This window comes from Primorskyibacter sedentarius, from assembly GCF_004342065.1.
GTDB lineage: Bacteria > Pseudomonadota > Alphaproteobacteria > Rhodobacterales > Rhodobacteraceae > Primorskyibacter > Primorskyibacter sedentarius.
In genome coordinates, this window is sequence record NZ_SLZU01000004.1 from 224,971 (window position 1) to 246,966 (window position 21,996).

A 21,996-nucleotide genomic window follows, 5' to 3' on the forward strand; every position below is an offset into this window, starting at 1 on the left:
CAGGCTTTCCCCAAAAAACCAACGTGGTGCCGTGCGGGCAGGCAGTCCGGCGGTCAACTTATCCAACTTGCCGGACATGTCTGGCGGAACGACAACTCTGAAGGAGGAGCAGGTCAATGTTCTTTGATAGCCTGAAAAGTAGATTCGTATTGGCACTTGGTGCTTGCGTCATCACCGCGTCGGCGGCTGCGGCTGAATTCCCAACCCGCGATATTCGCCTGATCGTGCCATGGCCCGCAGGCGGCGGTGCGGATGCGATCTCGCGCAAGATCAGCAATATTGCTGAGCAGGAATTGCCAAAGTCGATCTATGTGGAAAACATCGCCGGGGCCGTGACAGCAACCGGGCTGATCCAGATGACAAGCGCGCGCCCGGACGGCCAGACCGTGGGCGTGCTGACCTATGACAGCGTCATCACCCTGCCGCGCGGCCAGATGGTGCCCGGCTATTCGCTGGACAACATGGCCCTGATCGCCCGCATCACCAGCGAAGCTGATGCGATCGTCGTGTCAAAGCACACTGGCATCGAAACCTTCGAGGAACTGATCGAGCGGGCCAAGGAAAACCCGGGCGAGGTCCGTCTTGGCGTGGCCCCCAAGGGCTCTGGCCCGTACCTGTCGGCGATGCAGTTGGAAAAACTGCTGGATGTCGATTTCAACGTGATCACCTATGCCGGATCGTCCAGCGCCGAAGCCGAAGCATTGCTGTCGGGTGAACTCGATGCCGCGATCTCCAGCCTGGGTGATTTCAGCGGTATCATCGAATCCGGCGATGCCAAGGGCGTGATCGAACTCTCCTCGGTCCAGAACAAGACCTATACCGACGTGCCGACGATCAAGTCCAAGGGCCATGATCTGCAAACCGGCAGCTTCATCATCCTCGCGGCACCCGCGAACACCCCGGATGACGCGGTCGCAACTCTGGAATCCTCTTTCAAGGCGGCCTACGACACCGAGGAATTCCAGACCTGGCTGGCCCAGGTGGGTGTGACCGCCGATTGGCTGGGCTCTGACGGGGTCGAAGCCTGGATCGACGAGCTGCAGGCCAAGACGTTCTCGCTGATGGACGAGCTTGAACTGTAAGCTGCGACGCGACCCATGTCTCCGGTCCCGGACCGGAGACAACCACTGGGGCCCTGACCGGGCCTCAAGGCGCAGCAACGGTTTCGATGACGGCCTGAGGGCCTGAAACGACGCGACCGGTTCAGGGCATATTTTCAAAAGCCATGCCGCCCGAAAGACGCGACCGACTGCCAGCCGCCCAGGACCCACCATATCATCGCGGGAGAAGTCGATGTTCTTGAACAGACAACTGCTGTTTCTCTTTTTCACGCTTGCCGTTTCGGTTGGATATTTCATCTCGGCGATGAGCCTTGGTGCCCCGTTTTCCGACGGCGGCCTGACGCCGTCGTTCTTTCCAATCCTGGTGGGCGGCGCGGCAATTATGTTTGCCTGCATCCTGATCCTGCAAGCGCTGCGCGAACGGGCAGGAGCCGGGGAGGCGGACGCGCCCGGCACCTACATCCATCTTTGGGTCGTGGTGGCGATCTTTGTCTACATTCTTGTATTCAGGACTGTCGGATATTTCATCTCGTCCGGGCTCTTCGTCTTCGCGCTTATCGTGCTGTTCTCGTTATTCGAGAAGCTGCTGCAAAAGGCGATCCTTACGGCGGTGATCGTCGGCCTGGCCTACATCATGTTCCAGCAACTGTTCGGCGTTCGTCTTCCGACGCTTTGGGGTTAAGTCATGGATTTCATTATACTTGTCTTTAGCAGCTTCGGTTTGTTGCTGGATCCGGTCAACCTGACCTATGTCATCATGGGTTTCGTGATTGGCACGATCTTTGCCGCCATCCCGGGGCTCACTGCGACGCTGGCGATGGCGCTGCTCTTGCCGCTGACCTATACGCTGAGCGTGGAAACCGCTCTCATGGCCTGTGCCAGCATTTACATGGCAGGCATGTGCGGCGGGTCGATCACCGCGACGACCATCAACATTCCCGGCGCGCCGTCCTCAATGATGACCGCGCTGGACGGCTATCCGATGCAGCAGCAGGGCAAGGGCGCGCTGGCGCTGGGTCATGCGGCATTCGGATCGATGTTCGGCGGCGCCGTGGGCGCGCTTTTGTTGATCGCGGTTGCCCCTTTCGTGGCAGAGCTGTCGCTTCTGGTGAAGACCACCGGCAAATTCTCTTTGCTGGCCTTCGCGCTGATCGTGGTGGTGATCGCCCAGCGTGGGCGCATCCCGCAGGCCGGGCTGGCCGCGTGTATCGGGCTGATGCTCGCAACGGTTGGTCTTGACGCGATGGAGCCGATCACCCGCTTCACCTATGGCTACAGCAACCTGACCGCCGGGATCGCCCTGATGCCCGTCATCATCGGGACGTTTGCCATTGCCGAGGTTCTCATGCAGGCAAGCTCTTCCAGCGACATCAGTGCAGCAACTGCGGCAGCAAGCAAGACCAGGATCAGGCGCCGGGACTTCCTGCCGCCCTTGTCGGATATCCGCAAGATCGGCTTTGGCTGCTACCTCAAATCCACGCTGATCGGATATTTCGTGGGAACATTGCCGGGGGCAGGGGGATCCATGGGGTCGTTCCTTGCTTATACCGAGGCTGTGCGCACGTCGGACGAGCCAGAGAGTTTTGGCAAGGGCAACCCAAAGGGCATCGCAGCCTCGGAAAGCGCCAACAATGCCGTCTGTGGCGGCGCCATGGTGCCAATGCTGACCTTCGGCATTCCGGGCGATCCGATCACCGCGATCATGCTGGGTGTGCTGGTTATCAACGGTGTGCAGCCCGGCCCGCAACTGATGTCGGATCAGGCCGGTCTGATCGCGCCAATGCTGGCAGCGCTGCTGTTCAGCGCGGTGGTGCTCATTCCGCTGACGCTCTACATCATCGGGCCGTATTTCATCAAGATCGTGTCGATCCGCAAGGATGTGCTCTATGCGGCCATCACCCTGCTCGCGGTCGTCGGCAGCTACGTCGCCACCTTTTCGACGTTCCAGATGTTCATGGCGCTTGGCATGGGCGTGTTGGCCTTTTACCTGCGGCGCAATGGCTTCCCGGTGATCACCATGCTTCTGGGCTATATCCTTGGGCCAAATCTCGAGGAATTCCTGCGGCGTTCACTGGCCCTGTCGAATGGCGATCCGACCACCTTCTTCACCAATTTGGACAGCCTGTTTTTCGTGCTTTTGACCTTGGTTTTTGTCTACTTTCTGGTGATCCGCAAACCAGCGGAGCAGCAGGCTTCGGCCGCCGCCAAATAGGTGCGTTGCGGGGATGCAAAGAGGTGACTGGTCCGGCCGTTATAGGCCGGGCCGACCGGGACGGCTGGCGATTTCAGATGTCGCGAGGTCTCTTGTTGCTGACCTCGGGCACATGTCTGATGTATACACGGTCTGACCCGAAGCAAAGGAGACCAAATTGCCAGAGACCAAGCGACCCTCGTTGGCAGACCAAGTCTACGATCAGCTATTGGCGAAGATCCTTGAAGAGGAATACCCGGTGCATAGCCGGTTGCCGACGGAAGAGGCCTTGGCCCAGAGCTTTGGCGTGTCCCGCCCGATTGTGCGCATGGCCCTGTCGCGGCTGCGCGATGACGGGATCGTGCAATCCCGTCGCGGGTCGGGCAGCTATGTCCTGCGCTGCCCGGACCGGCAGTTGATCAGTTTCGTTCCGTTGGAATCGGTGTCGGATGTGCAGCGGTGCTATGAGTTCCGCATCGACGTTGAAGGGGCCGCCGCCGCATGGGCCGCCCGTCGTCGCGACGATGAAGATCTGGCCGCGATGGACGACGCCTTCAACGTCATGGAGCAGACATACCACCAGAATGAGCTTGGCGTTGAAGCGGATCAAAAGCTGCATTTGGCCGTGGCGCGGGCCACGAAGAACCCATTCTTTTCCTCGGTGCTGGAATCCCTTGGCGAACAGATTGCCTTTGGTGTGAAACTGTCGCGCTCGCTTACGCTGCTGGATTCGCCAGTGCGGCAGGAGTTGGTGCTGTCAGAGCATCGGGCCATCCTAGAAGCGATCCGCCTGAGACAGCCGGAAGTGGCACAAGCCTGCATGCGTCATCACATCACGGCCGCAAAAGACCGGATGTTTGTCGGCACGCAGGACACATAGCCCTGCGAGCCATCCCCGTTTCGGGCATTCGCAAACGTCTTGGCAATCTCCCCACCGGTCAGCTGGGCGACACCGGGATCAAGGGGATATGTGGCCTTTTGGACTTATGTCGCTTGCGGCGCTTGCTCCACTCGGCCTCGCCAGTAACGGTCGAGTGCCGCGGCAGGAAAGCTACGACAAAGCCGAGACATCCGGGCCGCCGGGACGAACGGTGACAGGAATGCCGACAGGGTCGGTGCCACGCAAAACATCGCCGTCCGGGCGCAGATGCGGCGAAGCCACCGGGGCGCTGCCTTGGGCGATCAACTCATAGCGCAGAAGCCCGGCCATCTCTCTCGGCGCGGGCGGCCGGTTTGTTCCGGCCCAGATGTTCATCGCCAGACGGTGCGTGTTGGGCGCGCCTGCCCCCATATCGGCAAAGCCCCAGGCGTCCAGCTTCAGGTTGAGTTCAAATCCAAGGGCTTCAAACCAGTCCAAAGCGGGTTCCAGTGCGCGAACCTTCAAATGCAGATGCGCGAGATAGCTGTCGCTTGCCAGCGGGTCCATGGGGTCGGCATCCGCGGCGTGGGCCAGTTCTGCCGCGACATCCAGCGGGCCACGGCCACTGTGGCGGCGACCATCCGCATCATAAAGGGTCAGCCCTCTGGACATGTCACCGTAATGCCCGAAGCGTTCGGGCGTCTCGTATGTCACTTCAATTTCAAGACCATCGGGGTCTTTGAGATATAGCGATTTTGCCATCAGATGGTCGGTCGGCACGACCTCCACCTCAAGGAAGAGCAAGCGGGCGAGCATGCGGGAGAATTCGCTTTGGCTGCGGACACCAATCGCTGCGTGATACATGCCGGTATAGGGTGCGGCGACGGGGGTTTGCGCACCGGAATGCAGGACAAACAGGGTTGATCGATCAGTGCCAAGGGCAACGCCGGGGCCAGTATGCGATCTCTTGATCAACCCAAGCGCGGTGGTCCAGAAATACACTGCGCGGTCAAGATCGGTCACCTGCAGTTCGATGACACCCCAAGTCAGGCGGTCAGCGGTCGTGTTGGCGGTGCGGGGTGCGTGAAGCATCTTGGGCATCCTCAATGAAAACGTGCGCCCCGGCAGCAGAACCCGGAGCGCGCCTGTGCTTCAATCGCGCGGTGCGATCGGTGCCTTGTTGGTGCGACCCCAGATCACGAAAGCGGCCAGTGCGAACAGAACCACGTTCATCGGAACCACGCCCAATTCACCGCGCATGATATGCAGGCCCGCGGCCAGAACCATGATGATGGCCAGCCCAAGCGCGGCCAGTTTCGTCAGGTCAGGCATGATGCGGGTGGCCGCGGGGAGGATCACGCCAAGCGCGCCTGCAACTTCGGCCAGACCAATGAACTTGATCAGGGCCGCGGGGGCGTTTTCCGCCCACATCATTCCCATCGCGACCATCTCGGCCGGGCCAGAGGTCAGCTTCATGTAGCCGGCCATCAGGAACATCGCGGCCAGAGCCGCCTGCGCCACCCAAAGGGCAATGTTCCAGACCTTGTTTGTTCGGATCGGGTTTGTCTTGGTTGTTGTCATGTCATCATCTTTCCTGGCTTCGCCACAGCGGTGTGTCGGTATGACGACGGTAATAAATGTTTCTTTTTTCGAGATCATTGGCGTAGTTATTGAAGTATCATTTACTGTGAGTTGATAGTGGACACGCTTCTTGGCCTACGGGTTTTCGCAGCAATAGCCGAACACAAGAGCTTCTCTGCCGTGGCGGACCGTTTGGGCCTGTCGCCTGCGATGACCAGCAAACACGTGCAACATATCGAGGCGCGCGTTGGCGCACGTCTGTTCAACCGGAACAGCCGCAATGTCAGCCTGACGGAAGCGGGTGCAAAATATCTGCAGACGGTGGGCCCCTTGCTTGACGGGCTGGCAGAGGCCGAGGCGCAGCTGACCACTGATACACTTTCGCCGCGCGGCACGCTGAAAATGTCAATGCCGGGCTGGATATCCAATCCGGCTTTCGCCGGTATCCTGCTGGCCTATCACCAGCTCAATCCACATGTGACGTTCGAACTTGATCTGAGCGGACGCAAGATCAACATGGTGGAAGAGGGATTTGATCTGGCGTTGCGGGTTGCGTTCAATCTCGACGAAGGGCTGATTGCCCGCAAGCTGGCGGATGTGACGTTTCAACTGGTTGCAGCCCCCTCTTATCTGGATCGCGTGGGCCGACCGCAATCGCCCGATGATCTGGCGGATGCGCCATTGCTGGCCTATTCGCGGGTGGCGAGCGATGGGCGGATCAGGTTTGGCGGGTCAGATGGTCTGGACGTCAGGCTGCGCCCGGTCATGGTCAGCGGTACCGAAGACATCCTTCAATGCGCGGCGATTGCGGGCATGGGTTATGCGATGCTGCCCAATTGGGCGACGCGGGACGACGTGTCGGCGGGACGGCTGGAGGTTGTCTTGCCCCGAGTTACATGGCCGACATTGCAGATCCACGCGATCTATGCGGATCGAAGCTACCTCCCCGCCAAGGTGCGAAGCTTTCTGGATTTTCTGGCAGGGGCAGATGGTTTGGCCGCAGCTATGCAGACGCGCGGCCACCTGAACCCTGATGCGGAGGCGGGTCCCCAGCCGCCGACCAGATAGGTCGGCCCAAGCCATTCATTGCTGCGGGGGCGGGGTCTTGAAAGGGAGCAAGACCGCGGGATCACGGGCGAAGGCCGACCAGCGCTGCAAGCCCGGTGAAAAACGCGCGGCAAGTCCATCAGGCACCAACACCGGGTTCGACCATGGGCGGCTTAGCGGCTGCCTCGCATGTCCCGATCACCGGCGTACCCGCACTGCGGACGGTGCGCATAACGCTGTTGTGGCTTGGCATTTTCCTGAGCGGAGCTAGACTTGGACGTGGCGGCGCGGTCATCCGCCTGGAGTATGTTGCGACAATGCGATTTCTTAGAAAAAGTCTGACCGGTCTCTTCCTGCTGGCGCTTACGCTCGGGTTTCTGGTCTATGCCGGCCAGACGGTGCGTGATGCCGTCGAAGATCGGATGTCCCGAGAGCCAAGGGTGGCCGAGGCGCGCGAGCGGGTCTTCGCGGTGAATGTGGTTGCGGCGACCCCGGAAACCGTTTCGCCCACGATGCGTGCCTTTGGCGAGGTGCAAAGCCGCCGGACCCTTGAGATCCGGGCGGCGGCCAGCGGAAGACTGACGGAGCTTTCAGAGAATTTCGTTGAAGGGGGGCAGGTGGAGGCGGGTCAGCTGCTGGCCCGGATTGACCCGGCAGATGCGCAGGCGGCGCTGGATCGTGTGAGAAGCGATATCCTTGATGCCGAGGCCGAAGGGCGCGAAGCCGCCCGGGCGCTGGAGCTTGCGCAGGACGAGCAGGCCGCAGCCGAAGAGCAGGCGGAATTGAGGGAACGCGCCTTTCGCCGACAGAGGGACCTTTCAGATCGCGGCGTGGGGACGGCGGCGGCGGTCGAGACGGCAGAGCTCGCGGCCTCTTCGGCGCGGCAGGCCGTGCTTGCACGTCGGCAGGCAGTCGCGCAGGCCGAGGCGCGCGTCGACCAGGCCGCAACCACCCTGGCGCGGGCCGAGATTGCGCTGGCCGAGGCAGAACGCCGTCTTGCCGATACCGAGCTGCGCGCAGGCTTTACCGGGGCCCTGCGTGCGGTCAGCGTGGTCGAGGGGCGTCTGGTCTCCACCAATGAACAGCTCGCGGAACTGATTGATCCGGATGCGCTCGAAGTGGCGTTCCGCGTGTCCACCCAGCAATATGCGCGGCTTTTGGGGGCGAACGGTCGCCTGCGGGATGCGCCTGTCACGGTCACTCTGGACGTCTTTGGCACCAATCTGACGGCGCGCGGCGTGCTGAGCCGCGAAGGTGCCGCGGTGGGTGAGGGCCAGACCGGCCGCCTGCTCTTTGCCCGGCTGGAGGGTGCGGCCGGGTTCAAGCCGGGTGATTTCGTGACGGTGGAAATCGTCGAACCGCCGCTTGACCGTGTGATCCGGCTGCCTGCCTCGGCTTTGAACGCGGCATCGGAGGTTCTGGTGCTGGGCGAGGATGAACGGCTCGAAAGCATGCCAGTGCGTCTTTTGCGCAGGCAGGGCGATGAGGTGTTGGTACAGGGCGACGGGCTGGCCGGGCGACAGGTCGTGGCCGAACGCACGCCATTGCTGGGTGCGGGCATCAAAGTGCGTGCGCTTCAACAGGGTGTCGCGGTGGAACCCACCGAACCGGAGCTGCTTGAGCTCAGCGAAGAGCGCAGGGCACGGCTGGTGGCCTTCGTCGAGGCGAACAACCGGATGCCTGCCGAAGCCAAGGCGCGCATCCTCACGCAACTTGGCGAAGAGAAAGTGCCAGCCGAGATGGTACAGCGCATCGAAGCGCGGATAGGCGGGTAGGCGGATGCGGGGAATTCCACGCGGAGCAGGCGGCGTCCTGTCCTATTTCACCCGCCACCGGACAATGGCGAACCTCCTGCTGGTCTTGCTGATTGCTGCGGGTCTGATGGCCTTGCCGCGGATGCGGGCGCAGTTCTTCCCGGATGTGATCCTCGACAACGTCTCCGTCTCGGTCACCTGGGAGGGCGCGGGTGCGTCCGACGTGGATGGCGCGATCGTGCAGGTGCTGGAACCGGCCCTCATGGCGGTTGAGGGTGTCGAAAGCTCTGAATCCACGTCGCGGGAAGGACGGGCAAACGTCCGGCTGGAATTCGAACCCGGCTGGGACATGAGCCGCGCCGCTGACGACGTGCAATCCGCCGTCGATGCCATAAACACGCTGCCCGAGGATGCCGAAGACCCGAAGGTACGCCGGGGGGCCTGGCGTGACAGGGTCACCGATCTGGTGATCACCGGCCCCGTGGGCGTCGATCAGCTGGGCCGTTTCGCGGACGAACTGGTGGCGCGACTGTTCACCGAGGGCGTCACCCGCACAACCATTCGCGGCCTTGCCGCACCAGAGACCGTGGTCGAGGTGCCCAGTTCCAACCTGATCGCTTACGATGTCACCATGGCCGAGATCGCCGCGGTGATCGCCGAGGAGGTGGATGCCGATCCGGCAGGGGATGTGGGCGGCGCCAACGCGCGGGTCCGCACCGGGGTCGAGAAACGCTCTGCCGATCAGATCGCCGATATCGTGCTGCGGTCCAATCCGGATGGTTCAAAGCTGACCATTGGCGATGTGGCGTCCCTCCGGGTCGAAGGCATCACCCGGAATCGCAGCTATTTCGTAGGTGAGAACCCGGCGCTTTCGGTACGCGTGGACCGGTCCGACAGGGGCGACGCCATCAGCATCCAGCGCACGGTCGAGGACGTCGCGCGTGAAATGGAGGAGACGCTGCCTGCCAATGTCAGCATCGACCTGATCCGCACGCGGGCAGAGGCCATTACCGGGCGGCTCAACATCCTGCTGGACAACGGCCTGACGGGCCTTGCGCTGGTGGTGTTGCTGCTCTTTTTGTTCCTCAATGCCCGCACGGCCTTTTGGGTGGCTTTGGGAATACCCACCTCGCTGCTTGCCGCGATTGCGCTGATGTACCTGTCCGGCATCACCATCAACATGATCTCGCTTTTCGCGCTGATCATCACGCTGGGCATCGTGGTGGATGACGCCATTGTCGTGGGCGAACATGCCGACCACCTGTCGCGAAAAGACATGACCCCGGTGGAGGCGGCAGAGACTGCTGCGCGTCGCATGGCGCTGCCGGTGTTTTCGGCCACGCTGACCACGGTGATTGCCTTTTTTGGCCTGACGGCTGTGGGCGGACGCTTCGGCGACCTGATTTCCGACATACCGTTCACGGTGATCGTCGTTCTTCTGGCCTCGCTGGTGGAATGCTTTCTGATCCTGCCAAACCATATGAGCCACGCCCTTGCGCATTCGGCCAAAGAGCATTGGTACGATCTGCCGTCCCGCGTGGTGAACCGGGGGTTTCGCTGGGTGCGGCAGTACCTCTTCCGGCCGTTGATGGCGGGCGTTATCAAGGCGCGCTACGTGGTTTTTGCAATGGCCATTGCTGTTCTGGCCAGTCAGGTCGCGCTGTTCATTCGGGGCGACGTGCAATGGCGGTTCTTCAATTCGCCCGAGCAAGCCTCTGTCACCGGCAATTTCGCCATGGCGCCCGGTGCCACCCGCGAAGACACGCTGGAGATGATGCGCGAGATGCAGCGCGCGACAGAGGCATTGGGCAAGGAATATGAGGAACGCTACGGGCTGAACCCGCTGGACTATGTCATTGCAGAGATTGGCGGCAATGCCGGGCGCGGTCTGGCGGGCACGGATACCAAGGATGCCGATCAGCTAGGCGGCATCTCCATTGAACTGATCGAGGCAGACCTGCGTCCCTATTCCTCTTTCGCCTTTGTCGGAGAGCTGCAGGACGTCGTGCGCCGCCATCCGCTGGTCGAGACGATCAGCTTTCGCGGCTGGCGCTCCGGTCCCGGCGGCGATGCGCTGGACGTGCAGTTCTACGGCGCCAGCGCGGAGACCCTGAAACAGGCGTCCGAGGCGCTGAAAACCGCGCTGCTTCGTTTCCCGGAAGTGTCGGCAGTCGAAGATAATCTGGCCTATGACAAGGAAGAGTTGATCCTGGAGCTGACCGCGCAGGGGCAGGCGCTTGGCTTTACCATTGACGGGTTGGGCCGCGTGCTGCGCAACCGTCTGGGCGGGATTGAGGCAGCGACCTATCCAGACGGCCCGCGCAGTGCGTCCATCCGGGTGGAACTGCCGGATGGAGAGCTGACCGCCGATTTCCTTGAGCGGACCCAGATGCGCACCCCGGCGGGCGAATACGTGCCCCTGGCCGATATCGTCAGCGTCAAGCGCAGCACCGGGTTTTCAACAGTCCGGCGTGAGAACGGCGTTCGCCTGATCTCTGTGACGGGCGATATATCCGAGGACGATCCGGCCCGTGCCGAGGAAATCAGCCTCGCGCTTAACGAGGAAATTCTTCCAAGGATTGCGGCCGAGACGCAGGTGGAATGGCGCATGTCAGGCCTGTCAGAGCAAGAGGATCGCTTCCTGAGCGACGCCCGCACGGGGCTGATCCTTGTCCTGCTTGGCATCTATGTCGTGCTCGCCTGGGTATTTGCCAGCTGGAGCCGCCCGCTGGTGGTGATGGCAATCATCCCCTTCGGGCTGGTGGGCACGATCTATGGCCATGTCTTATGGGATGTGCCGCTTAGCATGTTCACGGTCGTCGGACTGCTTGGCATGACCGGCATCATCATCAACGACTCGATCGTGCTGGTCACGACCATCGACGAATATGCAGAAGATCGCGGGCTGGTCCCTTCGATCATAGACGGGGCGGCGGACAGGCTGCGACCGGTGATGTTGACCACGGCCACCACTGTTCTGGGGCTGGCGCCGCTGCTTTACGAACGTTCTGCCGATGCGCAGTTCCTGAAACCCACCGTGATCACGCTGGTCTACGGTCTGGGCTTCGGGATGCTCTTGGTGCTGCTGGTCGTACCGTCGCTGATGGCGATGCAGCACGATGTCTCGCGGCAGATTGCTGCATTGAAAACTGCGCTGCGGTTCCGCCGCTCTGGCGTTCGTATCAGCATGGTCGCCGCATTGGGTGTGGTGCTGGCATGGCTGGTCGCTACGCTGGGATATGTGGTTGTGACGGGGGAAATGCTGCCTTTGCTGGCGGCGGCGTTGCCACTGCTGGCAGGGGCCGCGCCACTGACCGCGGCGCTGGCGCTGTTCATCGCAGGCTGCGCGGCCTTCGTGCTGGTGCTATACGCGGTAGGCAGCGCAATCTGGCTGTTTGGCCGACAACGCCGCCACCTCGGTTAGGGTCTTTGACGAGCGTCCTTTTTAAGGAGCAGGGCAGCCCTGAATGTCCACGGCCATCCTGTCGCCAAGTACGGTGATCCGGATGCCGTTTCGGTCCAGCGCGAAGGCTCTGCCATCCACATGCATGATCTCTGTCCGTGCGACCAGCGCGCCAGAGCGGCGTTCGATCTGCGGTTCCGCAACCCACAGGTGGGGATTGCCGGTTTCGACCACGGCCACCTCCACCCGTCCCGCACGGGGCATTTCCACGTTGGCGGTGACATGCAGCCCATCGCGCGAAGGCTGCATCTCGCAGGTCACGCGGCCGACCCCTGCCTCGATGGCCGAAAGCGGCACTTCTGCCATCGCGGCGGAAATACGGGCGTCGGGGCGGGTGACGTTGCCGGGAAGATCAGCCCGCAGACGCAGCTCTTCGGGGATGCAGATATCCTTGCAAATCCCAAGCTGGATGCGGCCGCGCAGGGAAATATCGCCGCCGCTGGCCGCGATCCGCAACGGCAGCACCACCTCCTTGGCGTAGCCGATGGAACGCATGCCTTGCTGATCAAACACCTTTGGCACCGGCCAGATCACCTGAACACTGCTGACGCCGCGAGAGCCTTTCCAGACAAAGACCGGGGGAATGCCCGCGTCACCCGGCGCGCGCCAATAGGTCTTCCACCCCGGCGCAAGCACGAGGCGAAGCCCAGCAACATGATCACCCGACGGCAAGCGCCATCCCGGCAACAGCTCCGCCTGGATGGGAGATGCCGAATTGGCGGCCTGCGCGGCCGTGCCAAAAAGTCCAAGGCCCAGCACAAGGGCGGTGATCATGCGACGTATCATCTCTTTGAGATGCGTCATGTCGTATGAAATGCCAAGTCACTTTCCGGCGAGTGCCGCGTGTTGGCAACCCTTGAACCCGGCGGTCGGGAGGGCCATTGTCAAAGGGCACCATCAACGGAGCACTGTGAGCAATGACTGAAACGACCAACCTGACCGGAAAGCTGTTGATTGCCATGCCGGGCATGGGGGATCCAAGGTTCGACCGCTCTGTGGTGTTTCTTTGCGCGCATTCCGATGAGGGGTCGATGGGGCTTATCCTCAACAAACCGACGCCGGATGTGACGATGAATTCACTGCTGGAACAGCTGTCGATCACCGCGACTGCGGAAGGGCTGGCGCAACCCGTGCGGTTCGGTGGCCCGGTGGAACAGGGGCGCGGTTTCGTGCTGCATTCTGATGAATACGAATCGGTCGTCTCGACGCTCAAGGTGCCGGGCGGGTTTGCCATGACGGCGACGCTGGACATCCTTGAAGACATCGGCGCCGGGCGTGGACCGGAGCGGCAGCTTATGCTGTTGGGCTATGCCGGCTGGGGACCCGGGCAGCTTGAATCAGAGATCGTGCAGAATGGCTGGCTGATCTGCGACGCCTCAAAGGCGCTTGTCTTCGAGACATCGGATGCTGACAAGTGGGAGGCCGCACTGGAAACGCTTGGCGTCGCGGCATTGGCCCTGTCGCCCGATGCGGGGCGTGCCTGAGCAGAGACCGGTCACAGGGGGGCTCCGCCGCTTCCGTGCGGCAGCCTGTCAATCGCGTGGCGCGGCGGCGCGGGACAACCGGTCGTTGATGGCACAACCCAGCCCATGCATCGGAACCGGAGAGACGGCGATGGGCCGACCCGTTTCATCAAGCGCGTGCAGGTGTCCGAACAGGTTCGCTGCGGCTTCGGTCAGATCGCCGGCGGGGGACAGGTTCAGATCAGCCGATACCGGCCCGAAGCCCAAGGTCGCCTCGCCCTCGCGCCACTCGGTGGCGTTCAGGCGGACAGTCTCAGCGGGCGCATAATGCGACCGTAGCTGCCCCGGAGCAGAGATCGCCTCTGACCCGTCGCGGATTTCAAGCGGGTGGCCAAGCGCCTGTTCCAGCGCCTCTGCCGGTATCCCACCGGGGCGAAGAAGGCACGGCGCGCCTGCCTCTGAGGCGTCAACGATGGTGGATTCGAGCCCGACCGGGCAAGGCCCACCGTCGAGAATGGCGGCCACGCGTCCGCCCAGGCTGCGTTCCACATGGTCAGCGGTCGTCGGGCTGATCTGGCCTGACCGGTTGGCCGAAGGCGCCGCAACCGGACCGCCGAAGGCGCGCAACAGGGCCTGCGCCAGCGGATGAGCAGGCACGCGCACCGCGACCGTGGACAACCCGGCAGTGACAAGCGGGGCGATACCGCTGTCTGGCCGCAAGGGCAGGACCAGCGTCAGCGCACCGGGCCAGAAGGCAGAGGCGAGAATCTCGGCCGTGTCGGTCCATTCAACGTAGCTGCGCACGGCCTCCACATCTGGAAGGTGCACGATCAGCGGGTTGAAGCTTGGACGCCCCTTGGCACTGAAGATTTCGGCGACAGCGCGATCATTGCGGGCATCCGCGCCCAGCCCGTAGACGGTTTCCGTGGGCAATGCGACAAGCGCGCCGTCCTTCAGCAACGCGGATGCGCGGGCGATACCGGTCTTGTCTGGAGAAAGGCGCAGGGGCTGTGACATGATTTGTGACGCCGCGTTTCGGGTTGATGCTGGCGCGCTCTGGCTTAGGCTACGCCGGGAAGGTTCCCGTGCATACACAGCTGTACGGGTGTTGCCAAGTTCGACTCATTCCCGACGCTGCACACCGGAGATCCCCATGCCCTATCGCGCGCCACTGTCCGACTACCGCTTTCTGTTCGAAAAGGTGCTTGGGCTGAAGCAGGTATCCCAGACCGACCGATTTGCCGAGGCCACCCCCGACATGATCGAGGCCATCCTGACCGAGGCCGCGCGGATGTGTGAAGAGGTTCTGGCCCCCCTGCAACGCAATGGTGATCTGCATCCCGCAGTTCTGGAGAATGGGGTTGTGCGGACCTCTCCGGGTTTTGCCGATGGGTATCGGGCCATCGCCGAAGGCGGATGGGTGTCGATGGGGGCCGACCCTGCGCATGGGGGCATGGGGCTGCCGATGGCGCTGGTGTCGGCCGTCAATGACATGATGGGCGCGGCTTGTTTGTCGCTGCAACTGAACCCGCTGATGACACAAGGCCAGATCGAGGCGCTGGAAAACCATGCCAGCGACGCATTGAAAGACATCTACCTGCCCAAGCTGATCTCTGGCGAGTGGTGCGGGACGATGAACCTGACAGAGCCGCAGGCCGGTTCCGATGTGGGCGCGCTGAGCACCAAGGCCGTCGATAACGGCGATGGTACTTACGCTATTACCGGCCAGAAGATCTATATCAGCTGGGGCGACAATGATTTCACCGAAAATGTCTGCCATTTGGTTCTGGCGCGCCTCCACGATGGCGGGCCGGGGACAAAGGGCATCAGCCTGTTCATGGTCCCGAAATACCTGCCGGACGAAGACGGCAATCCGGGCCGGGCGAATGACCTCAAGGTGGTGAGCCTCGAGCACAAGATGGGTCTTCATGGCTCCCCGACCGCGGTGATGCAGTATGATGGCGCCACCGGTTGGCTCGTCGGGGAAAAACATGACGGCATGCGCACGATGTTCACCATGATGAACAATGCCCGGCTGGGTGTGGGCATCCAAGGGCTGGGCGTCGCCGAGGGCGCCTATCAGCACGCGCTGGCCTATGCGATGGAGCGCAAGCAAGGCCGCGTGCCGGTCGAGGGCGGCACAGGCACGATCATTGACCATGCCGATGTGCGGCGGATGCTGACCACGATGAAGGCCGATATCTTCGCGACGCGCGCCATTGCGTTGGCCTGTGCCATCGCGATCGACATGAAGACAGCGACCGGCGATGCCGAATGGGGCGCGCGTGCGGCGCTGCTGACCCCTATCGTCAAGGCGTTCGGAACCGATACCGGCATCGCTGTCGCGGAAATGGGCGTGCAGGTGCATGGCGGTATGGGTTTCATCGAGGAAACCGGTGCGGCCCAATATTCCCGCGATGTCCGCGTCACCGCGATTTACGAAGGTACGAACGGCATTCAGGCGATGGATCTTGTCGGGCGCAAATTGATGGATGGGGGCGAGGCCGCCTTCCGGTTGATGGACGAGATCGAGGAAGTCGCGGAGCGCACCCGCAGCACGCTGCCGGACCTTGCCGAGCCGGTTTGGGAAGCTGCCGAAACCTTGCGTGAAACTGTCGAGTGGATGGTGTCACAGGAAAAACTGAACGATCGCTTTGCAGGCTCGGTTCCCTTCCTGAAGGGGTTTGCCCGCGTGTTGGGTGCGCATTTCCATCTGCTCGCGGCAGAGGCCGAGGGGGGCGAGGGGCCGCGGAGCAACCTCGCGCGGTTCTACATCAAACGGATGCTTCCCGAATATGCTGGCGCGCTGGCCCATGCCCGTGAGGGCGCAGAGGGCGTCTATGCGTTGAGCGACGACGAATTGGCCGCGTGATGGACGGCGGCGCAGACGTGATCGGCTATCCCTGGTCTGAACCGCCCTCCGGCGTTCAGGCCATCGAAGTGGCGCCGGGTGTTTTGTGGATGCGCCTGCCCCTTCCGATGAAGCTGGATCACGTCAATATCTATGCGCTGGATGACGGGGATGGCTGGACCATCATCGATACCGGGTTTTCGTCCAGAAAGACCCGCGAGCTGTGGCAGGGGCTGCTGGACGGCCCGCTGGGTGGCAGGCCCGTGCGGCGAGTCGTCGTTACGCATCATCATCCCGATCATGTCGGGCTTGCCGGATGGTTCCAGACCGAGCACGGGGCAGAGCTGGTTACGACGCGTACGGCATGGCTCTTCTCGCGCATGTTGCAACTGGACGAACAGGCGCGCCCGGCAAGCGAGACGCTGGCCTATTACCGACGCGCGGGCATGAGCGCGGAAGAAATCGCCCGTCGCGCGGATGAGCGGCCGTTCAACTTTTCGGACGTGGTCTATCCGATGCCACTGGGCTTTACCCGGATCAAACAGGACGACGTGATTCGCATCGGCGGCCGGGTTTGGGACGTGCATATCGGCAATGGCCACGCGCCCGAACACGCCACGCTGTGGAGCCGCGATGATAATCTGGTGATCGCGGGCGACCAGATCCTGCCATCGATCAGTTCCAACCTTGGCGTCTACGCGACAGAGCCCAAGGCCGACCCGGTGGGCGACTGGCTGGAGGCGTGCGAGCGCCTGTCGCAGTTTGCGCGCGCCAATCACCTTGTTCTGGGCGGTCACAAGCTGCCCTTTACCGGATTGCCGGTGCGGATGCGGCAGCTGATCGAAAACCATCACGGTGCGCTGAAACGGCTGCTTGCCGATCTGGACACGCCCAAAGCTGCGGCCGATTGCTTCCCCGTCCTGTTCAAACGACAGATCGGCGAAGCGGAATATGGCCTGGCCCTGGTTGAGGCTGTCGCGCATTTGAACCATCTTCATAGCCAGGGGCTGGTAGAGCAGTCCGAACGCAGCGATGGAGCGATGGTATATTGCCGCAAGACAAGCTGACAGAACGGGCGATGATCGAAACCTCGGCGGAATATGCCGAGAATGACGCCCTGCCGCGCCGCCACGAGGTTCATACCAGCGGCGAGGAAGGGTGTTCGGGGCCCGCCAAGCTGCCCGAATCGGTGGGACGCAAGCCGGTGAAGGAAAAGAGCCCCGCCGAATGGGCCTATGAACGGCTGGTGCTTTATATCCAAAGCTTCGAGGAACAGCTTGATAACGAGCACGAGGTTGCGATGGGGTTGGCCGGGGGGCAGGTCGGCGTGCTGCGAATCGAAGGGCTTGGATTCTTCGACCCGGATATTGTCACGTTCTACGGCAGTGAACCTGATGGCACGCGCACTCAGTTGATCCAGCATGTCACCCAGCTGAACGTTATGCTGCGTGCCGTGCGCAAAGAGGTCGAGGAAGCCAGCCCGCAGCGTATCGGATTCCGCCTCGTTCAGGATCTGGATAACGCCTGACCGCCCAGTGTCGCCATGCGCGCCCGTGACGTGGTGACAGACAGATTCAAATGCAGTAAGACGCGGGAAAATGCTTAGAGAAGGGCGAATGCACATGGCTGAACACAAGCATGGTTCGATGAATATCGAAGCGCAGGAAAAGACCTTTGCCGGGACCATCCGGTTCGGGATCAATTCGATCATCGTGATTCTGGTTTTGGTTGTCCTTCTGGCGCTGATCGGCGCCTGACAACAGGTGTCCCGCATCGCGGACAGGTTTAAGAAGGTGCTTTTTCATGCGTAACCCACGGGTGATCCTTGCCCTTGTCGCGATTGCTTTGCTGTCCGCCTGCGGCGCGCAGACTGCCATGAATGCGCCACCCGAGGTGGTGTCGCGCGCTGCCTATGTGCATGGCGGGCCAACCGCCATCACCCTTTATACGATGGTGAACAACCGGTCGGGATCAGGGGCGCATTCCAGCATCATGATCAACGCCTCCCAGCGGGTCATCTTCGACCCGGCAGGCTCTGTCCGTCACAAGGCGATGCCGGAACGCGATGACGTCCTGTTCGGCATCACCCCGGCCATCGCGGATTTCTATGCCCGGGCACATGCGCGCGAGACCTATCACGTGGTGATCCAGCGCGTCGAAGTGCCGCCCGAAGTGGCAGAACGCGCCTTGCAGCTGGCCATTTCGAACGGCGCAGTCTCGCAAGCGCAATGCGCGCTGAGCATCACGCGGATCCTGTCGCAACTTCCCGGGTTCGAGCCCATCCGCTCGACCTGGTTCCCCAACAAGCTGAGCGAGAGCTTTGCGCAGCTTCCGGGCGTCACGACAGAGCGGCTTTATGAATATGATGACGATGACAAGGAAGTCGCCTTGGAGGCATTCGATGCCGAAGAGCTTGTCACTCAGAACCAGTAAAGCGCCACGAACAGAACGCCGCCACCTGCTGCCATCGCGGCAAAGACATTGCGGGTGAGCATTCCGATGCCGAGTGCGGCCAGCGCTGCAAGGCCTCTGGGCGCATCAAGCGTGCCGCCCGTCGCCTCTGGCCAAACCACCAGTGGCGCGACAAGGGCGGGAAAGATCGACACCGCAGTATAACGCAGATGGCGAAGCGCCCATTCTGGCAAGGGCCGGCGGCCGACCAAACCCATGAAAACAAAGCGCATCGCATAGCTGCCAAGGCCCAGCCCTGCGATCACCAGCCAAAGCTCCCAACGGTCAATCATGCCTCGACCCTCTGACGCTGCAAAAGTTCGACGCGCGCCCCTGTCAGCATCCCGCCAAGGCCCGCGACGAGCAGGCCCGTGCCATAGGGCAGCCATGCGAGCGACAAGGCGAGCACGACCGCGACGAAGGCTGCGGCCATATGGGCCGCGGTGCGCATCATCGGCCCGGCCATTGCAATAAAGGCGATGGGCAGCGCAAAATCGAGCGCATATGCCTCTGGGATCTGCGTTCCAACTGCCGCGCCGACCAGCGTGCTGCTGAACCAGCCAATGATGACCGGGGCGGCGGTGCCGAAGAAATAGGCAAGCTTTCGCGCCATGCTCATATCCGGTTCGGCGTCGTAGCGTGTCGCACTCAATGCATAGACCGGATCAACCAGGAGATAGGCCGCCGCAAGCCGGGCCTTCAGTGATGCCCGCCCCAGATGCGGTGCAAGACCCGCCGAATACATCACCAGCCGCAGATTGACCGCCAGCGCAGAGGCCAGAACAACGATCGTCGGCGCATTGTCCATCATCAGCTGCAACGCTGTGAACTGGGCCGCCCCTGCAACGACAACAAGGCTGAACGACAGGATTTCGAACAGGTTCAGCCCGGCCTCTGCCGCCAACACGCCGAAAAGAATGCCGAAAGGCGCGCTCACCAGAACAAAAGGCAGCCCGTCCAGGATGCCGCGCAGGAATGTGGCTTTCTGGCCGGGATGTGGCATGGGTCAACTGTCCGGATGACTTCGCACTACATGACCTAGCCAAAGCGGCACATAGTTGCAAATGCAGAGGCGAGGCCAGCGCGTGGGCCCCGCGCAGGCCTAGTCGAACGTGCCCGCCACCCGGCCCAGCAGCATGAAGGCACGCGCGGTGCGGGTATTGGCGAGTTCGGAGATTTCAGCGTCGGACGCATCCCCTTCGAAACTGGCGAAATTCCGATCGAACAGGCGCAGGAAGTGATGGGCCGCATCGCGGAAGATCGGGTCCTGTTTCATCCGCCCCGCAGCCAAAGCGAGAGAGGAGCGGTCCCGAATGCCGCCCAGCGGTGCGATGGCGCGCCCCCGTTCGCCCTGGGCAAAGCGGCGCCAGATCTCGGGGCGGGCCATGTCGGGACGCATGTCATCCATGTAGATGCCATCCTGCGACAGAAGCGTCAGCACGTCCTGAGCCGCCTGGATCAATTGCGCGGTTGCGCGATCCTTGAGCGCACGGCGCAGCGCGGAAAAGCCTTCCTCGTCATCGGCGGTGTCCGGGAAGTTCAGCGCCCGCATCATATCGGCCTTGGAAAGCGGCGGGATCAGCGCCTCGGCCGGGGTGCCAAGCGCCAGCAGCCCCTGATCTTCGCTTTGCGGGGCGTCCGATGGCGCGCTCGGCGCCGGGCCGGGCCGTGGCATCTCGCGCGAGGAAGTGAACATGGCAAGCGCGGTGTCGGTCTTGCGTTGGGCCGCCGCGATCTCGTCAAGCTTTCTGGTGATCGTGGCCGACGCGTTGTCGCCCTTGGCCTTGGATTGCGCGACATAGGCCTGCCGGATCTGCTCGAGTGCTGAGTGCAGCTTGTCGCTTTCCTCCAGCATTGCATGTGTCGCGCGCATCGTCACCGCGGCAACCCAGATCATCGCCAGCGGCAGGCACAGCGTCAGCAGCATCAGGGGAATACGCAGCGTGCCAAGCGCGCTTTCACCGCCAGAGCTGAAAAGCAGCGTTCCACCGGCAATGAGCAGCCATAGACCGCCCAGGGCGATTGCCGAGATCTCTATCCCGGTGATCCCGGTCGCCCGGGGCCGGTGGTAGATGCCCAACGGTGTCGGGCGGCTTTCGGAAGTGTCGGCCATGTCCGTGCCTCTGGCTAGCCTCGTGTCAGATATAATCGATCTTGAGCACTTCGTAAGTCCTTACACCGCCGGGTGTGCGAACTTCGACGCTGTCGCCTTCTTCCTTGCCGATCAATGCGCGGGCAATGGGCGACTTGATGTTGAGCAGCCCTTTTTCGACATTCGCCTGATGCTCCCCCACGATCTGCCAGGTCTTCTCTTCGTCGGTATCTTCGTCCACCAGCGTGACAGTGGCGCCGAACTTGATCGCGCCAGACAGCTTGGTGGGGTCGATCACCTCGGCAAGGCCGATCACGCCTTCGAGCTCTTTGATCCGGCCCTCGATGAAGCTTTGTTTTTCGCGGGCAGAGTGATACTCGGCGTTTTCCGACAGGTCGCCATGTTCGCGCGCCTCGGCGATGGCACGGATGATGGCCGGACGCTCCTCGGATTTGAGCGTTTTCAATTCGGTCTCTAGCGCGGTATGGCCCGCGCGGGTCATAGGTATCTTTTCCATTGGTCTGTTCCGAAGCGGCCGTCCTGTCGCCGACGCCGCATAAGCTGGTGAATGTTCGACATTTGTGGCGCAGAAAGACTGACCCGACGCCGTAGCCCATTGCAATAGGGCAGATAAGGTTGACGCGCAATCGGGTCGATTATGGGCGTCGGCGGGAAAATACCGAGCAGATAGCAGCAATAACGCCGTGTCGCGATTGACCGCTTTGGTCCTTCACGATAGCCATTCGCGCAACATTATTACGGTTGCATGGACCGGAAAGGGGAGCGGCATGGCTGACGAAACACGCGAAGCGATGGAATATGACGTGGTGATCGTGGGGGCGGGGCCTGCCGGTCTGTCGGCAGCGATCCGCCTGAAACAACTGGATGCCGATCTGCAAGTCGTCGTGCTGGAAAAAGGATCAGAGGTCGGCGCGCATATCCTGTCGGGTGCGGTGCTTGACCCGTGCGGTCTGGATGCCCTGATGCCGGACTGGAAAGAAAAAGGTGCGCCGATCACCGTACCGGTGCGCGAAGACCGGTTTTACATGCTGGGCGAGGCGGGCGGCATCCGCATCCCCAATTTCCCGATGCCGCCGCTGATGAACAATCACGGCAACTACATCGTCTCGATGGGCAATGTCTGTCGCTGGATGGCCGAACAGGCCGAGGAAATGGGTGTCGA

At 62.1% G+C, this 21,996-nt stretch carries 22 protein-coding genes; 14 read left to right on the forward strand and 8 right to left on the reverse strand.

Going from position 1 to position 21,996, the window contains the following annotated elements; translation table 11 throughout:
* Nucleotides 1-116 precede the first annotated feature (116 nt).
* The 4 genes from EDD52_RS09135 to EDD52_RS09150 all read left to right on the forward strand — a co-directional run bounded on the left by EDD52_RS09135 (nt 117) and on the right by EDD52_RS09150 (nt 4,132).
* Nucleotides 117-1,082 carry a Bug family tripartite tricarboxylate transporter substrate binding protein gene (locus tag EDD52_RS09135; RefSeq protein WP_132244085.1) on the forward strand — a complete coding sequence of 322 codons (966 nt, stop codon included), beginning with the start codon at nt 117-119 and terminating at the stop codon, nt 1,080-1,082.
* Nucleotides 1,083-1,293: 211 nt separating this feature from the next.
* Complete coding sequence (locus tag EDD52_RS09140; protein ID WP_132244087.1) at nt 1,294-1,743, forward strand: tripartite tricarboxylate transporter TctB family protein; 450 nt, start codon at nt 1,294-1,296, stop codon at nt 1,741-1,743.
* A gap of 3 nt (nt 1,744-1,746) precedes the next feature.
* Nucleotides 1,747-3,273: a tripartite tricarboxylate transporter permease gene (locus EDD52_RS09145; protein ID WP_132244089.1), complete on the forward strand. Its 1,527-nt coding sequence runs from the start codon at nt 1,747-1,749 to the stop codon at nt 3,271-3,273.
* A gap of 157 nt (nt 3,274-3,430) precedes the next feature.
* The gene (locus tag EDD52_RS09150; RefSeq protein WP_132244090.1) at nt 3,431-4,132 is read left to right on the forward strand and encodes a FadR/GntR family transcriptional regulator; all 702 of its coding nucleotides are present in this window, start codon (nt 3,431-3,433) and stop codon (nt 4,130-4,132) included.
* Between the two features lie 171 nt (nt 4,133-4,303).
* Here EDD52_RS09150 and EDD52_RS09155 read toward each other — a convergent pair whose 3' ends face one another.
* Nucleotides 4,304-5,203: a VOC family protein gene (locus EDD52_RS09155; RefSeq protein WP_132244092.1), complete on the reverse strand. Its 900-nt coding sequence runs from the start codon at nt 5,201-5,203 to the stop codon at nt 4,304-4,306.
* Nucleotides 5,204-5,263: 60 nt separating this feature from the next.
* Nucleotides 5,264-5,692: a DoxX family protein gene (locus tag EDD52_RS09160; RefSeq protein ID WP_132244094.1), complete on the reverse strand. Its 429-nt coding sequence runs from the start codon at nt 5,690-5,692 to the stop codon at nt 5,264-5,266.
* A gap of 117 nt (nt 5,693-5,809) precedes the next feature.
* On the opposite strand from EDD52_RS09160, the gene EDD52_RS09165 reads away from it, so the two are divergent.
* The 3 genes from EDD52_RS09165 (at nt 5,810) to EDD52_RS09175 (ending at nt 11,917) form a co-directional block, all read left to right on the forward strand.
* Entirely contained in the window at nt 5,810-6,760 is a 951-nt protein-coding gene (locus EDD52_RS09165) for a LysR family transcriptional regulator (RefSeq protein WP_132244096.1), read from the forward strand.
* A 296-nt stretch (nt 6,761-7,056) separates the two neighbouring features.
* Nucleotides 7,057-8,514 carry an efflux RND transporter periplasmic adaptor subunit gene (locus EDD52_RS09170; protein ID WP_132244098.1) on the forward strand — a complete coding sequence of 486 codons (1,458 nt, stop codon included), beginning with the start codon at nt 7,057-7,059 and terminating at the stop codon, nt 8,512-8,514.
* A gap of 4 nt (nt 8,515-8,518) precedes the next feature.
* Nucleotides 8,519-11,917, forward strand: a complete 3,399-nt coding sequence (locus tag EDD52_RS09175; protein WP_132244100.1) for an efflux RND transporter permease subunit — start codon at nt 8,519-8,521, stop codon at nt 11,915-11,917.
* Nucleotides 11,918-11,938: 21 nt separating this feature from the next.
* Here EDD52_RS09175 and EDD52_RS09180 read toward each other — a convergent pair whose 3' ends face one another.
* Nucleotides 11,939-12,730 (reverse strand): protein-disulfide reductase DsbD domain-containing protein, encoded by a 792-nt coding sequence (locus EDD52_RS09180; RefSeq protein ID WP_243651883.1) that lies wholly within the window; start codon nt 12,728-12,730, stop codon nt 11,939-11,941.
* 143 nt (nt 12,731-12,873) lie between these two features.
* Here EDD52_RS09180 and EDD52_RS09185 point away from each other — a divergent pair, with 143 nt between their 5' ends.
* A complete protein-coding gene (locus tag EDD52_RS09185; protein WP_132244102.1) occupies nt 12,874-13,440 on the forward strand; it encodes a YqgE/AlgH family protein in 567 nt (188 codons plus the stop codon).
* Between the two features lie 48 nt (nt 13,441-13,488).
* Here EDD52_RS09185 and EDD52_RS09190 read toward each other — a convergent pair whose 3' ends face one another.
* Nucleotides 13,489-14,436: an L-threonylcarbamoyladenylate synthase gene (locus EDD52_RS09190; RefSeq protein WP_132244104.1), complete on the reverse strand. Its 948-nt coding sequence runs from the start codon at nt 14,434-14,436 to the stop codon at nt 13,489-13,491.
* A 136-nt stretch (nt 14,437-14,572) separates the two neighbouring features.
* Here EDD52_RS09190 and EDD52_RS09195 point away from each other — a divergent pair, with 136 nt between their 5' ends.
* From EDD52_RS09195 to EDD52_RS09215, 5 genes are all read left to right on the forward strand, one after another.
* Nucleotides 14,573-16,291, forward strand: coding sequence for an acyl-CoA dehydrogenase (locus EDD52_RS09195; protein WP_132244106.1), 1,719 nt, complete (start codon nt 14,573-14,575; stop codon nt 16,289-16,291).
* Nucleotides 16,291-17,337, forward strand: a complete 1,047-nt coding sequence (locus tag EDD52_RS09200; RefSeq protein ID WP_132244108.1) for an MBL fold metallo-hydrolase — start codon at nt 16,291-16,293, stop codon at nt 17,335-17,337. The genes EDD52_RS09195 and EDD52_RS09200 overlap by 1 nt, the downstream gene beginning before the upstream one ends.
* Nucleotides 17,338-17,348: 11 nt before the next feature.
* The gene (locus EDD52_RS09205; protein WP_132244150.1) at nt 17,349-17,798 is read left to right on the forward strand and encodes a DUF6173 family protein; all 450 of its coding nucleotides are present in this window, start codon (nt 17,349-17,351) and stop codon (nt 17,796-17,798) included.
* Between the two features lie 94 nt (nt 17,799-17,892).
* Nucleotides 17,893-18,027: an aa3-type cytochrome c oxidase subunit IV gene (locus EDD52_RS09210; protein WP_132244110.1), complete on the forward strand. Its 135-nt coding sequence runs from the start codon at nt 17,893-17,895 to the stop codon at nt 18,025-18,027.
* 46 nt (nt 18,028-18,073) lie between these two features.
* Complete coding sequence (locus EDD52_RS09215) at nt 18,074-18,703, forward strand: hypothetical protein (RefSeq protein ID WP_207906000.1); 630 nt, start codon at nt 18,074-18,076, stop codon at nt 18,701-18,703.
* Here EDD52_RS09215 and EDD52_RS09220 read toward each other — a convergent pair.
* From EDD52_RS09220 to greA, 4 genes are all read right to left on the reverse strand, one after another.
* Complete coding sequence (locus EDD52_RS09220; protein WP_132244112.1) at nt 18,691-19,014, reverse strand: AzlD domain-containing protein; 324 nt, start codon at nt 19,012-19,014, stop codon at nt 18,691-18,693. The genes EDD52_RS09215 and EDD52_RS09220 overlap by 13 nt on opposite strands.
* On the reverse strand, nt 19,011-19,724 hold the full coding sequence (locus EDD52_RS09225; RefSeq protein WP_132244114.1) for an AzlC family ABC transporter permease: 714 nt from the start codon (nt 19,722-19,724) through the stop codon (nt 19,011-19,013). Before EDD52_RS09225 ends, EDD52_RS09220 begins: the two co-directional genes overlap by 4 nt.
* A 99-nt stretch (nt 19,725-19,823) precedes the next feature.
* Entirely contained in the window at nt 19,824-20,834 is a 1,011-nt protein-coding gene (locus EDD52_RS09230; protein ID WP_132244116.1) for a hypothetical protein, read from the reverse strand.
* 25 nt (nt 20,835-20,859) lie between these two features.
* Entirely contained in the window at nt 20,860-21,330 is a 471-nt protein-coding gene (greA, locus tag EDD52_RS09235; RefSeq protein WP_132244118.1) for a transcription elongation factor GreA, read from the reverse strand.
* A gap of 271 nt (nt 21,331-21,601) precedes the next feature.
* Between greA and EDD52_RS09240 the strand changes: the two genes are divergently transcribed.
* The coding region (locus EDD52_RS09240) for an NAD(P)/FAD-dependent oxidoreductase (protein WP_132244120.1) at nt 21,602-21,996 on the forward strand (395 nt) is incomplete at its 3' end.

Coding starts and splice junctions, on each gene's coding strand:
- EDD52_RS09135 (WP_132244085.1), top strand. CDS start 117: ATGTTCTTTGATAGCCTGAAAAGTAGATTCGTATTGGCACTTGGTGCT.
- EDD52_RS09140 (WP_132244087.1), top strand. CDS start 1,294: ATGTTCTTGAACAGACAACTGCTGTTTCTCTTTTTCACGCTTGCCGTT.
- EDD52_RS09145 (WP_132244089.1), top strand. CDS start 1,747: ATGGATTTCATTATACTTGTCTTTAGCAGCTTCGGTTTGTTGCTGGAT.
- EDD52_RS09155 (WP_132244092.1), bottom strand. CDS start 5,203: ATGCTTCACGCACCCCGCACCGCCAACACGACCGCTGACCGCCTGACT.
- EDD52_RS09160 (WP_132244094.1), bottom strand. CDS start 5,692: ATGACAACAACCAAGACAAACCCGATCCGAACAAACAAGGTCTGGAAC.
- EDD52_RS09170 (WP_132244098.1), top strand. CDS start 7,057: ATGCGATTTCTTAGAAAAAGTCTGACCGGTCTCTTCCTGCTGGCGCTT.
- EDD52_RS09175 (WP_132244100.1), top strand. CDS start 8,519: ATGCGGGGAATTCCACGCGGAGCAGGCGGCGTCCTGTCCTATTTCACC.
- EDD52_RS09180 (WP_243651883.1), bottom strand. CDS start 12,730: ATGATCACCGCCCTTGTGCTGGGCCTTGGACTTTTTGGCACGGCCGCG.
- EDD52_RS09185 (WP_132244102.1), top strand. CDS start 12,874: ATGACTGAAACGACCAACCTGACCGGAAAGCTGTTGATTGCCATGCCG.
- EDD52_RS09190 (WP_132244104.1), bottom strand. CDS start 14,436: ATGTCACAGCCCCTGCGCCTTTCTCCAGACAAGACCGGTATCGCCCGC.
- EDD52_RS09195 (WP_132244106.1), top strand. CDS start 14,573: ATGCCCTATCGCGCGCCACTGTCCGACTACCGCTTTCTGTTCGAAAAG.
- EDD52_RS09200 (WP_132244108.1), top strand. CDS start 16,291: ATGGACGGCGGCGCAGACGTGATCGGCTATCCCTGGTCTGAACCGCCC.
- EDD52_RS09205 (WP_132244150.1), top strand. CDS start 17,349: ATGATCGAAACCTCGGCGGAATATGCCGAGAATGACGCCCTGCCGCGC.
- EDD52_RS09210 (WP_132244110.1), top strand. CDS start 17,893: ATGGCTGAACACAAGCATGGTTCGATGAATATCGAAGCGCAGGAAAAG.
- EDD52_RS09215 (WP_207906000.1), top strand. CDS start 18,074: ATGCGTAACCCACGGGTGATCCTTGCCCTTGTCGCGATTGCTTTGCTG.
- EDD52_RS09220 (WP_132244112.1), bottom strand. CDS start 19,014: ATGATTGACCGTTGGGAGCTTTGGCTGGTGATCGCAGGGCTGGGCCTT.
- EDD52_RS09225 (WP_132244114.1), bottom strand. CDS start 19,724: ATGCCACATCCCGGCCAGAAAGCCACATTCCTGCGCGGCATCCTGGAC.
- EDD52_RS09230 (WP_132244116.1), bottom strand. CDS start 20,834: ATGGCCGACACTTCCGAAAGCCGCCCGACACCGTTGGGCATCTACCAC.
- greA (WP_132244118.1), bottom strand. CDS start 21,330: ATGGAAAAGATACCTATGACCCGCGCGGGCCATACCGCGCTAGAGACC.